Source organism: Rhizobium moroccans (assembly GCF_057559155.1).
Map to the genome: position 1 here is coordinate 195981 of NZ_JBHFJG010000001.1, position 12098 is coordinate 208078.

Annotated in this window: 12 protein-coding genes; 6 read left to right on the top strand and 6 right to left on the bottom strand. The window is 61.2% G+C overall.

Annotated elements, in window-relative coordinates; genetic code table 11:
* Positions 1–9 precede the first annotated feature (9 nt).
* Entirely contained in the window at positions 10–1578 is a 1569-nt protein-coding gene (gene ffh, locus ACE04I_RS00875) for a signal recognition particle protein (RefSeq protein ID WP_487206367.1), read from the bottom strand.
* 235 nt (positions 1579–1813) lie between these two features.
* On the bottom strand, positions 1814–2143 hold the full coding sequence (locus ACE04I_RS00880; RefSeq protein WP_487206368.1) for a nuclear transport factor 2 family protein: 330 nt from the start codon (positions 2141–2143) through the stop codon (positions 1814–1816).
* Positions 2144–2260: 117 nt separating this feature from the next.
* Here ACE04I_RS00880 and ACE04I_RS00885 point away from each other — a divergent pair, with 117 nt between their 5' ends.
* Positions 2261–3361 carry an MBL fold metallo-hydrolase gene (locus tag ACE04I_RS00885; RefSeq protein ID WP_487206369.1) on the top strand — a complete coding sequence of 367 codons (1101 nt, stop codon included), beginning with the start codon at positions 2261–2263 and terminating at the stop codon, positions 3359–3361.
* On the opposite strand, the gene ACE04I_RS00890 is transcribed toward ACE04I_RS00885, so the two are convergent.
* The gene (locus ACE04I_RS00890; RefSeq protein ID WP_487206433.1) at positions 3353–5296 is read right to left on the bottom strand and encodes an elongation factor G; all 1944 of its coding nucleotides are present in this window, start codon (positions 5294–5296) and stop codon (positions 3353–3355) included. The two genes, ACE04I_RS00885 and ACE04I_RS00890, sit on opposite strands and share 9 nt — an antisense overlap.
* A gap of 215 nt (positions 5297–5511) precedes the next feature.
* Between ACE04I_RS00890 and dapF the strand changes: the two genes are divergently transcribed.
* Genes dapF through ACE04I_RS00915 form a run of 5 tightly spaced genes read left to right on the top strand, consistent with a single transcriptional unit; the run spans position 5512 to position 10554 of the window.
* Entirely contained in the window at positions 5512–6414 is a 903-nt protein-coding gene (dapF, locus tag ACE04I_RS00895; RefSeq protein WP_487206370.1) for a diaminopimelate epimerase, read from the top strand.
* Entirely contained in the window at positions 6411–7685 is a 1275-nt protein-coding gene (gene mtaB / locus ACE04I_RS00900) for a tRNA (N(6)-L-threonylcarbamoyladenosine(37)-C(2))-methylthiotransferase MtaB (RefSeq protein WP_487206371.1), read from the top strand. Before dapF ends, mtaB begins: the two co-directional genes overlap by 4 nt.
* Before the next feature lie 16 nt (positions 7686–7701).
* Positions 7702–9264 carry a signal recognition particle-docking protein FtsY gene (gene ftsY / locus ACE04I_RS00905; RefSeq protein ID WP_487206372.1) on the top strand — a complete coding sequence of 521 codons (1563 nt, stop codon included), beginning with the start codon at positions 7702–7704 and terminating at the stop codon, positions 9262–9264.
* Positions 9265–9319: 55 nt separating this feature from the next.
* Positions 9320–9970: a septation protein A gene (locus ACE04I_RS00910; protein WP_487206373.1), complete on the top strand. Its 651-nt coding sequence runs from the start codon at positions 9320–9322 to the stop codon at positions 9968–9970.
* An 11-nt stretch (positions 9971–9981) separates the two neighbouring features.
* Positions 9982–10554 (top strand): DUF2585 domain-containing protein, encoded by a 573-nt coding sequence (locus tag ACE04I_RS00915; protein WP_487206434.1) that lies wholly within the window; start codon positions 9982–9984, stop codon positions 10552–10554.
* Here the strand turns inward: ACE04I_RS00915 and ACE04I_RS00920 are convergent, their stop codons facing one another.
* Genes ACE04I_RS00920 through ACE04I_RS00930 form a run of 3 tightly spaced genes read right to left on the bottom strand, consistent with a single transcriptional unit; the run spans position 10555 to position 12084 of the window.
* Positions 10555–11151 (bottom strand): DsbE family thiol:disulfide interchange protein, encoded by a 597-nt coding sequence (locus ACE04I_RS00920; protein WP_487206374.1) that lies wholly within the window; start codon positions 11149–11151, stop codon positions 10555–10557.
* A complete protein-coding gene (ccmD, locus tag ACE04I_RS00925; protein WP_487206375.1) occupies positions 11148–11321 on the bottom strand; it encodes a heme exporter protein CcmD in 174 nt (57 codons plus the stop codon). The genes ACE04I_RS00920 and ccmD overlap by 4 nt, the downstream gene beginning before the upstream one ends.
* A 4-nt stretch (positions 11322–11325) precedes the next feature.
* Positions 11326–12084, bottom strand: coding sequence for a heme ABC transporter permease (locus tag ACE04I_RS00930; protein ID WP_046796419.1), 759 nt, complete (start codon positions 12082–12084; stop codon positions 11326–11328).
* Positions 12085–12098: the final 14 nt, after the last annotated feature.

Genomic DNA, 12098 nt, shown 5'->3' on the forward strand with positions numbered 1-12098 from the left:
AATCCCTCCTCACTTCTTCTTCGGCAGGCCTGGAAGACCTGGAAAGCCACCGCCGAGACCAGGCAGCGTGCCGCCGCCGAGGCCCGGAAGGCCGCCGCCCGGCAGGCCGGGCATGGAGCCGGGCTTGATGCCCGCCGCTTCCGCCTGCTTCTGCAAAGCTTCGATCTGCTTGGGGTCCAGCTTGGAAAGGTCCGGCATGCCGCCCATCCCGCCCATGCCACCAAGACCCATCTTCGAGGCAAGGCCGCCCATCATCTGCTTCATCATGCCACCCTTGCCCTTGCCGCCCATCATTTTCATCATGTCGGCCATCTGGCGGTGCATTTTCAGAAGCTTGTTGATCTCCGCCGCATCCGTGCCGGAACCGGCGGCGATGCGCTTCTTGCGGGAATGTTTCAGCATGTCCGGATTGGCGCGCTCGGCCTTTGTCATCGAGGAAATGATGGCGATCTGGCGATCGAACATCTTGTCGTTCATGCCGGAGGCAGCAAGCTTGTCCTTCATGCCGGCCATGCCCGGCATCATGCCCATGATTCCGCCCATGCCGCCCAGCGACTTCATCTGGCGCAACTGATCGGCGAGGTCGTTCAGGTCGAACTTGCCCGACTGCATCTTCTTGGCCATCGCCGCGGCCTTTTCCGCGTCGATGTTCTCGGCGGCCCTCTCGACCAACGAAACAATGTCGCCCATGCCGAGAATGCGGTCGGCGATGCGGCGGGGATGGAATTCCTCCATCTCCGTCATCTTTTCGCCGGTACCGATCAGCTTGATCGGCTTGCCGGTGACGGCGCGCATCGAAAGAGCTGCGCCGCCGCGGCCATCGCCGTCCATGCGGGTCAGCACGAGGCCGGTAATGCCGACGCGCTCGTCGAAATTGCGGGCCAGATTGACGGCGTCCTGACCGGTCAGGCTATCGGCAACGAGCAGGATTTCATGCGGATTGGACTTCCGCTTGATCTCCGCCATCTCCGCCATCAACGGCTCGTCGATATGCGTGCGGCCGGCGGTATCGAGGATCACGACGTCGTGGCCGCCGAGCTTTGCAGCCTGTACGGCGCGCGCGGCGATATCGGTCGGCGACTGGCCGGCAATGATCGGCAGCGTGTCGACGCCGGTCTGAACGCCAAGCTGGCGGAGTTGTTCCTGGGCTGCCGGGCGACGCGTATCGAGCGACGCCATCAGCACCTTCTTCTTCTCGCGCTCGGTCAGCCGTTTGGCGATCTTGCCGGTCGTGGTCGTCTTACCCGAGCCTTGCAGACCGACCATCATGATGACGACGGGGGCTGCCGCATGCAGGTCGATGCCGACGCCTTCGGAACCCAGCATCTCGATCAGTTCGTCATGGACGATCTTGACGACCATCTGGCCGGGTTTGATCGACTTCAGGACTTCAGCGCCAACGGCTTTTTCGCGCACCTTGTCGGTGAAGGAGCGGACGACTTCCAGCGCCACGTCGGCCTCGAGCAGGGCACGGCGAACCTCGCGCAGGGCTGCGGAAACATCGGCTTCCGAGAGCGCGCCACGGCCGGTCAGTCCACTGAGGATGGAACCAAGACGGTCCTGGAGGTTTTCGAACATCGTTTCTTCCTTCTTCGCTTCCGGGTTATCGGAAACGTCGGGTGCTTCCGCGACAAAAACAAGACGCAAAGCCAAAAAGCACCCGAGGGCGCGACGCGCTGTCGGGTGTTGACCTCCGGGATCTCTTTATACCTTTGCGGGTCCCGGTCGGCGGCTTCAAGTTCTCGACTTGTCAGCAGATCGCCGGGCTTAAACAGGAAAAAGCAGCCAAAGTCAAGGCTTGCCGAACCGGAGTTCAAGCGTCCCGTCCGAAATAGACCTCGACCGAGCTTATCCTGTCGTCCTCGAAACGGAAGAGCTCCAGATTGCGAAATGCGCCGCCATCGATTTTCTCGGCCCGGTAGCCGACGACCACTTCATCTCCGCTCTCGAATATCCGCTCGATGACGATTTCCCGAAATACAGGAGACTGCGGCCAGCAGCGGTCGAAATAGCTGAGTTTGTCTATACGGTCATCGCGCGGGCTCGAGAAGGTGAAGGTTTCGGTCAGCAACCGATCCGCGAGATCCTTCCGGTTGGCGATGTAATGCTCATAAAGTTTCCTGGCGGTTATTGCGTTGTTCATGTCATCCCTCCTTTATCTGATTGCATTATGCAATCGGTATTGGGCGAGGATGTGGCGACACATCTATGTGATGGATGCGCTATTGAACGGTTTCACCGCAACTCATAAACATTCGGTATGAAGCGTCGCTCATTCTTAAAATGGACAGGCATCGGTGCGCTCGTGGCGATCGCGGGTGGCTTTACCGCGAGAGGCGCCATGGCAGCCAACAAGTATTATTCCGGTCCCATCTCCGATCATTTCGACGGAAAACTCTTCTTCAATCCCAATGGGGAGGAGCCGAGCGGCTTTTTCAACCTGCTGCGCTGGAAGCTCGGCGGCGGCAACATTGCCTGGCCGGAGAGCTTTCCGAGCCCGTTTCCGCAAGCTGTCCCGGAAACGCGAGTGGAGGGCAGCCGTATCGTGGTCACCATGATTGGTCATGCTTCGATGCTGATCCAGGTGGCGGGTCTCAACATCTTGACTGATCCGGTCTGGGACGAGCGGGCAAGCCCCTTCCGCTTCGCCGGCCCGAAGCGCATCAATCCACCCGGCGTCCGCATGGGCGACCTGCCGCCGATCGACGTGGTGATCGTCACACATAATCATTACGACCATCTGGATCTGGAAACTCTCTGGGTATTGCAGGGCCGCGACAAGCCGCACTTCGTCACCCCGTTCGGAAACGACGCGATCATTCGCAGCCGAGTGGCCGATGCGAAGATTACGGTTGTGGATTGGGGTGATGCCATCGAGATGGCGCCCGGAGTGAAACTCCATTGCGAGCCCTGCCATCACTGGTCGGCGCGGGGTCTGGGCGACCGGCGCATGGCGCTCTGGGCCGCTTTCGTCGTCGAAACGCCCGCGGGCAAGATCTATCATATCGGCGATACGGGCTTTCACCAGGGCATCAACTATCGGGCGGCGCGGGAAAAGCATGGGCCTTTCCGGCTCGCCAATCTTCCCTTCGGCGCTTATGAGCCGCGCTGGTTCATGCGCGCGCAGCACCAGAACCCGGAAGAGGCTGTGGAAGGTATGCTCGCCTGCGAGGCAACTTTCGTCGCGGGCCATCACTGGGGCACGTTCAAGCTCACCGACGAGGGTATCGAGGAGCCCGTGGCCGCACTTCAAGCGGCGCTCGATGCGCGTAATATCTCTCGCGAACGGTTCCGCCCCATGCGGCCGGGCGAGGTCTTCGAAGTGCCAGCGGCATTTCCCGCAGCCCCTTCTTCAAGCTGAACGCAGCCCGGAGCCGTGGGCATTGATGATGGCGTCCGCCTCCTTGCCGTAGAGCTCCTCGAAATGGTCGAAGGCCTTTGAATAGTAGCCAATGCCTTGTGTGGCGGAACGCAACGATCGCGCCAGTTCCTCAAGTGCTCCGCCGGGAACAAGCGCCCGGAAGATATCCCATCCTTTTGCGTTTTCGTCTCGATCGAAGCCGAGTACCTGTCCTTTGAGCGATGAGACGAGGGTCACCATGCCGCCCGAGAAGATCGAAGGGATATGGATCTCGACCCGGATCACTGGCTGCATCAGCACAGCCGAGGCCTCGGACAAGGCCTGGCGCACGCCCATCTTCGCGGCAGCGCGGAAGGCGAAGTCGGAACTGTCGACGGAGTGATATTGTCCATCGGTCAAGGTCACGTCGATATCGATGACCTGAAAGCCCAGAGGCCCCTTTTCCATCGCCTCGCGGGCGCCGGCCTCCACGGCCGGTATGTAGTTTCGCGGCACCGTGCCGCCCTTGACGGTCTCCTTGAACGCGAAGCCCTGGCCGCGGTCGTTCGGCCTGACGCTTAGATGAACATCGGCGAACTGGCCCGCGCCGCCGGTCTGCTTGCGATGGCGGTAGTGCACGTTGGACGGCTTTGAAATGGTTTCCCGATAGACGGGGTTGGGCGCGCGCTCGCTCACCTCGACCCGGAAAACCTCCGAAAGCATCTTACGAAGCTCGCGCAGATGCACCGGACCCTGCGCGCAGATCAGCATCGCGCCGGTGCCTTCTTCCTGCATGACCTTGAGGCCGCGATCGGTTTCCGTGAGTTTCGCCAACGTCGCAGACAATTTAGCCTCATCACGCTCGCTGCTTGGAACCAGTATTCGTTCCAACATCGGGGTCGGCGGGGTCGCCCAATCGGGTGGTGCGATTGCTTGGCCGGGCGTCAGGAGCGAGGGAACGGGAATATGGTCGGATTTGACCGCTGCGAAGACGGAGCCGGTTTGGCCGACCAATTTGCCATTGCCGTTTTCCTGGATCGGTCCCAGCCCGGCGCCGCCGAGTGGGCCCCCCTGTTTCAGCCCCTCGACAAGCGAACGGATAAGAACCGTTTTCCCGACATTCGCCCGATGAAACGCGTGGAAGCTCACGGCGGAAAGCTTTTCACCTTCCAGTCCGGAGGCAAGGCGGGCCTGCAAGGCGGCGACCGGCGGCGCTTCGTGGCGGAGCGCTTTCATCAGGCGCATGGCGCCATTGGCATGAGAGGCCGCGCCGAACATGACTGGGATGACCCGATTTTCCTTCAATATACGGGAGGCAAGGGCAAACAGGGTATCGCTTGCGGGCTCGCGGTCCTCGACCAGTTCTTCCAGCAGCCAATCGTCGAATTCGGAGAGCTGCTCCAACATCTCCGCGCGCGCTTCATGTTCGCGCTCGACGGTGTGTTGGGGCAGTTCGATCAGCGCGGAAGGCTGACCTTCCCGGTAACGCCAGGCTCGTTCCGAGATCAGGTCGCAACTTCCGACAACCTTGTCGCCTTCGCGGATCGGCACCTGCCGGAGAACGAGCGGATGGTTCGAATAGGCCTGCAGCGCGGCGATCACGTCACGCAGGCGCCCGCGGGGTTCATCCATCCGGTTGACGAAGAGGATGCACGGAGTGCCCGAAGCTTCGATAGCGCGAAGATAGGGTGCTGCCAGCACGGCATCGTCGGGAGAAGGCGAGACGCAGAGAACGCACGCATCGCTCGCCAGCAGTGCATCCTGCGCGACCGCAAGCGCTTCGTTGGCGCCGGGCGTATCAAGCGCGCACCACGTCTCGCCGATGAATTGGAATTCGAGGAGGTTCAGATTGTAGGGAGAGCTTGATTTTTTAGGAGGGCCTTCCAGCGAGGCCAGTTTCTCAACGAGTGTCGATTTGCCCGTCTGTGACGGTCCCAGTACCGTGAAGCAGCGCATCGGCGATCCTCCCCTAGCCAAAAGCACGCGTCCGAAAGACAAGAATGCTCCTAACCGGCGTAAAGTGCCAGATAGTTGCAATCATTCTTAAATATGAGGCAGGCGATCGCGAGGTCCAGTCTTTGCGGAGGTCGCGGTCGCTTTCCTCCACTCCCACTGGTATTTCCAACGCATTTCCGCCATATAGGGCCGAAACTGCAGACGGAACTGACCCCATGAGCACAACGGTCGAATTCGCGAAGATGAACGGGCTTGGCAACAAGATCCTGGTCGTCGACATGCGCGGCCGCACCGATATGGTGACGCCGGAGGCGGCGATCGCGCTCAATGCCGTCGCGGCCACCCAGTTCGACCAGATCATGGCGATCCATGATCCGAAGGTTGCCGGCACGGATGCCTGGATCGACATCCTGAATTCCGATGGTACGAAGGCTCAGGCCTGCGGCAACGGAACGCGCTGCGTGGTTCAGGCTCTCGCCGCCGAAACTGGCCGCAAGGTCTTCACCTTTCAGACGGTCGCCGGGATCCTCAATGCGGTCGAGCACGAGGATGGAATGATCTCGGTCGACATGGGCAGGCCCGTCTTCGAGTGGAACCGTATTCCGCTCGCCGAAGAGTTCTTCGATACCAGCCGCATCGAGCTGCAGATCGGTCCGATTGACGATCCGGTCCTCCATTCGCCCTCCGCCATGTCGATGGGCAATCCGCATGCGATCTTCTGGGTAACGAGCGATCCCATGGGCTTCGATCTCGAGCGCTTCGGCCCGCTTCTCGAAAACCATCCGATGTTTCCGGAAAAGGCGAATATCACACTCGCCCAGGTCACGTCGGAAGACACGCTGCGCACCCGCACCTGGGAACGCGGTGCGGGGTTGACGCTTGCCTGCGGTTCGGCCGCATGTGCCGCCGCGGTTTCCGCCGCGCGCACGGGCCGCACCGGCCGACGGGTCACGATCGACGTCGCGTCGAGCCCGGTTCGCCAACCGCTTATCATCCAATGGCGGGACGACGATCACGTTGTCATGACCGGCCCGGCCGAGTGGGAATGGTCCGGCAAGCTCGATCCCGAGACGGGTACTTTCACGCGCGATGAAGAGCCGGAGGCTCGGGTCAATTGAGCGGCGTCGAGGTCATCACCTTCGGCTGTCGCCTCAATACCTATGAATCCGAAGTGATGCGGGCCGAGGCGGAAAAGGCCGGCCTCAACAATGCCATTCTGGTCAATACCTGCGCCGTGACCGGCGAGGCGGTGCGTCAGGCGCGCCAGGCAATCCGCCGCGCCCGCCGGGAGAACCCGCACGCGCGCATCATCGTCTCCGGCTGCGCGGCGCAGACGGAAAAGCAAAGCTTTGCCGATATGGCGGAAGTGGATGCCGTGCTCGGAAACGAGGAAAAGCTGAGGAGCGCCTCCTATCGTGGTCTTCCGGATTTCGGCGTCTCGGCGGAAGAGAAGCTTCGTGTCAACGACATCATGAGCGTCAGGGCCACTGCACCGCAGATGGTGAAGCATATCGATGGGCATGTGCGGGCCTTCATCCAGGTGCAGAACGGCTGCGACCATCGTTGCACCTTCTGCATCATTCCCTATGGACGCGGAAATTCCCGCTCGGTTCCGATGGGCGCGGTGGTGAAACAGGCGCGCAGGCTTGTTGAAGGCGGTTATCGCGAGATCGTGCTGACGGGCATCGATGCCACCAGCTATGGCGCTGATCTGCCGGGACAGCCATCATTGGGATATCTTGCCAAGACGCTGCTGAAGCAGTTACCCGATATTCTCAGATTGAGGCTGTCGTCGATCGACAGTATCGAGGCGGACAGGCATTTGTGGGATCTCATCGCCGACGAGCCGCGCTTCATGCCGCATCTTCATCTGTCGCTACAGCATGGAGACGACCTGATCCTGAAGCGAATGAAGCGCCGCCATTCCCGCGCGGAGGCGCTTGCCTTCACCGAACAGGCGCGGCGGTTGCGCCCGGATATCGTCTTCGGCGCGGACATGATCGCCGGTTTTCCAACCGAGACGGAAGAGATGTTCGAGAATGCCGCCACGCTTGCGGAAGAGGCCGGCATCTCCTTCCTGCACGTCTTCCCCTATAGCCCGCGGCCCGGAACGCCGGCGGCGCGGATGCCGCAGGTCGACCGGGTGCTGGTGAAGCAGCGCGCGGCGCGGCTCAGGGCGCGGGGCGAGGCTCTGCATCGGGCCCATCTCGACAGCATGGTCGGAACGCACCAGATGATCCTGGTGGAAAATAATGGTCTTGCGCATACCGAAAACTTCTCGCTGGTGGCAGCACCCGGCCTTCCACCACGCGACTTCAGGCGCGTGGTGATTACCGGCCATAACGGCAAGCATCTGGAAATGCAGGTCGCGCCTGCGCTCGCAGCGTAACCGGAACAGGTTTTTCATGGCATTGAGCTTCATCAAGAAGGTCTTCACGTTCGGCAGGGAAAAGCCGATCGAGGAACAGGCGCAGGAAGGCATAAAGCCGGAGAGCCCGGATACGGTCGAGGCGGAACTCGAGCCGCAGCTGCGCCAGGAAGAATTGCCGGTATCACCGGTCGACCTCGTTTCTCCGACTGAGATGGAAACCGCGGGTGGATCCGCGGACGACGTGGCTCCTGAGGATGCCGGCCTCGCCGATGATGCTGGAGACGAGCCGTCTGCGATCCTTCCGGGGATCGAGAATGCACCTGAGATCGGCATGGTGCCGCTTTCTCTGCTGGAGGCGGAAGCCGAATCTGAGGAGGACATTGGGTCCACCGAAGTACCCCCCTCTGTCCCTCCGGGACATCTCCCCCTCAAGAGGGAAGATCGCCTGGAGGATGAGGAGCCGTATTCGGAAGAGCCTCATTCTCGTGACTTAAACAGCCCAGCTTTTGATACAAAGCGGGACGACCCTGTTCAGCCAGTCTCCCCCCTTGAGGGGGCCGGCAGGACAGAGGGGGGTGTTTCTTCAGAAGGTGAGGCTAGGGAGACACCCGTCCTTCCCAAAGGCTTCTCTACGTCTCGCTCGGAGCCCGCGCAGGCTCCCGCCACACCCGCGCCGAAACTTTCTTGGTTCCAGCGGTTGCGCGCCGGACTTGCGCGTACGTCCTCGCAGCTCACAGGCCAGATCACCGCGCTCTTCACCAAGCGCAAGCTGGACGAGGACACGCTGGAAGAGCTGGAAGATCTGCTTATTCAGGCGGATCTCGGGGTCGAGACGGCAATGCGCGTTACCGGTGCGCTCTCCTCGGAGCGTTATGGCAAGGACGTGACGGGCGAGGACGTCTCGCGCATCATGGCGGCGGAAATCTCGAAGGTGCTTTCGCCGGTCGCCAAGCCGCTGCAACTTGATCTTTCGCACAAGCCTCATGTCATCCTGGTGGTCGGGGTGAACGGAACCGGCAAGACGACGACGATCGGCAAGCTCGCCGCGAAACTGTCGGGCGCCGGCCTCAAGATCACGCTCGCCGCCGGCGATACGTTCCGCGCTGCGGCAATCGAGCAGCTCAAGATCTGGGCGGAACGCACCGGCTCCGATTTCATCGGCACAAAGCTCGGGGCCGATGCCGCGGGGCTTGCCTATGATGCTTACGAGCAGGCCAAGGCGAAGAAATCGGATGTGCTGATCATCGATACCGCCGGTCGTCTCCAGAACCGCACAGAGTTGATGGCGGAACTCGAGAAGATCGTCCGCGTGCTCGGCAAACTCGATCCCGAGGCGCCGCATACGGTGCTGCAGACCCTCGATGCCACGACCGGTCAGAACGCGCTGAGCCAGGTCGAGATATTCCGCAACGTCGCCGGCGTCAGCGGTCTCATCATGACCAAGCTCGATGGCACCGCTCGCGGTGGCATCCTCGTGGCGATTGCGGCGAAGCACAAGCTGCCGGTCTATTTCATCGGGGTCGGCGAAGGCGTCGACGATCTGGAGCCGTTCGAGGCCGACGATTTTGCCAAGGCGATTGCGGGTTTGACGCATTGATGCCACAGAATGGCTGTTGGGCTTTGCTCACATGAAGCCGGAGAATTTGGGAACCATGCAGACGATGGAAAGCGACGTCACGCCGACCAGGGAAGAAAAGCAGCATCCGGGCCTGAAGATGGCCCTGGAACTCGGGCCTCTGCTCGTCTTCTTCTTCGCAAACCTGCGCGGCGAATGGTTGTTGGAGAAAGTTCCGGCACTTTCGGCGATCGGCGGACCGCTGCTCATCGCAACGGCGCTCTTCATGGTGGCGACGATCATTTCTCTCGTCATCTCGAAGGTCGTCTTCCGGCACCTGCCGGTGATGCCCTTCGTTTCCGGCGTCGTCGTGTTGGTTTTCGGTTCGCTGTCGATCTGGCTGCAGGACGAAACCTTCATCAAGATGAAGCCCACCATCGTCAATTCGCTGTTCGGCGTGGTGCTGCTTGGCGGCCTCTTCTTCGGAAAGTCGCTGCTCGGCTATGTGTTCAACGCCGCTTTTCAGCTCGATGAGGAGGGCTGGAAAAAGCTCACCTTCCGCTGGGGCCTCTTCTTCCTGTTCCTTGCAGTGCTCAACGAAGTGATCTGGCGGAATTTCTCCGATGACTTCTGGGTCAGCTTCAAGGTTTGGGGAACCATGCCGATCACCGTCGCTTTCACGCTGGCGCAGATGCCGCTCATCATGCGCCACACAGTGAGCGATCCGGCCGCGGAGGCCGAAAAGTGACGATCGACGGCTTGGCCGAGAGCGGTTCTTCATCTCGGCGTTGGCTCATCGCGGCGCTCGTTCTGCTTGTCCTTCAGGTCGTCGTTCTCTACGCGATGGGGCGTCTTCCGATCTGCGAGTGCGGCTATGTGAAGCTCTGGGAAGGCGAGGTGAATTCCAGCGGCAATTCCCAGCATCTCTCCGACTGGTATACGCCCTCGCACATCATTCATGGCTTTCTGTTCTACGGCCTCGGCTTTCTCTTGCTTCGGAGCGCGCCGCTCACGGCCCGGTTATCGCTGGCAGTATTGATCGAGGCGGCCTGGGAGATCGCTGAGAACACGCCCATGGTGATCGACCGCTACCGTACCGCCACCATGGCGCTGGGCTATGCCGGCGACAGCATCCTGAACTCCGCCATGGATACAATCTTCATGGTTCTCGGCTTTCTTGCGGCTGCGCGTCTGCCGGTGTGGGTGACGGTTCTGATCGCGGTCGGTTTCGAGCTCATGACCGGATGGATCATCCGGGACAATCTCACCCTCAACGTTCTGATGCTGATCTGGCCGGTCGATGCCATCCGGGCGTGGCAGGGCGCTCTGTAATCAGCTTCCGGCCGCGGCCTTCTGGATCGCCGGCAGCAGCTCCTGGGTGAGACTGCGTTCGTCGAAGGGACCTACTTTCTTGTAGAGAATGGTTCCGTCCGGACCGACGAGATAGCTCTCCGGAATACCGTAGACGCCCCAATCGATGGCCGCCTTGCCGTTCGGGTCGACGCCGATCGCGGCATACGGATTTCCCAGTTCGCCGAGAAAGCGCAAGGCGTTGTCGTTGCGGTCCTTGTAGTTGATGCCGACGACCGTCAACCGATCGTCCTTTGCGAGTTCCTTGAGGATCGGGTGCTCCTGCCTGCAGGGCACGCACCATGAGGCGAAGACGTTGACGAGGGTCAGTTTGCCCTTGATCGCAGCATCGGTAAGCGCCGCGGTTCCCGAGCCTTCCAGAGGAGGCAGGGCAAGCGGCGGCGCGATCTTGCCGATCAGCGCCGAAGGGATGGCAGAGACATCGCGACCGTTGACATCCTGATCGTATAGCATCTTTCCGGCGACGGCGACGAAGCCCGCAAACACCGCGAGCGGAATGATCGCCAGCGCAAAGCGGGCGTAGCTCTTGCGGGCAGGCGCGCCGGTCTCGATACTCATCTTGCCTCTCCCGCGGGATGGGTAGCGGAGCGCCTGCGGATGCCGGATGTCTCCAGTTCCGCGAGTTCCCGTCTGCGTGCGCGGCCGTCGAGCATCACCCAGCCGATCAGAGAGAGGATGACGAGCGCGGTGAGACCATAGGACATCGCGATATAAAAAGTATGGCTCATCGGGTCACTCCTCCTTTCCCGCCATGCGCGCGGCCATGCGGCGCTGCGCGGTCACACGGCGGCGCCAGATTTCATTGCGCATCGCCGCTACATGCAAGGTGAAGAAGAGCAAGGTGAATGCCACCGCCATGACCAGGAGGGGCCACAGAAACTCCGCATCGATCGTCGGGCCGTCCAATCGGACAACGCTCGCCGGCTGGTGCAGCGTGTTCCACCAGTCGACCGAGAACTTGATGATCGGAATGTTGACGAAACCGACCAAGATGAGCACGGCGCTGACACGGGCGGCGCGCGAGGGATCATCCAGCGCGCGATTGAGCGCGATCAGTCCGAGATACATCAGGAAGAGAACGAAGACGGACGTGAGGCGGGCATCCCAGACCCACCAGGTGCCCCACATCGGCTTGCCCCAGAGAGAACCCGTGACCAGCGCGATCAGCGTGAAGGCTGCCCCGAGCGGCGCTGCCGCCTTGTGGCTCACATCCGCCAGGGGATGGCGCCATACCAGCGTTCCGATCGCCGAGATCGCCATGACCGTGTAGCACATCATCGACAGCCAGGCGGCAGGCACGTGCACATACATGATCCGGACGGTGTCGCCCTGCTGATAGTCGCCTTCTGTCGTGAAGCTCAGGTAAAGACCGATTACGAAGAGCAATGCAGTGATGCCTGCCATCCAGGGCAGGATGCGCGCCGTCAGCGCGAGGAACCGCGTCGGGTTGGCGAGATCGCTGAATTTCGTGATCGCAAAGCTTTCGGTCATAGGGTCTTTCTGAA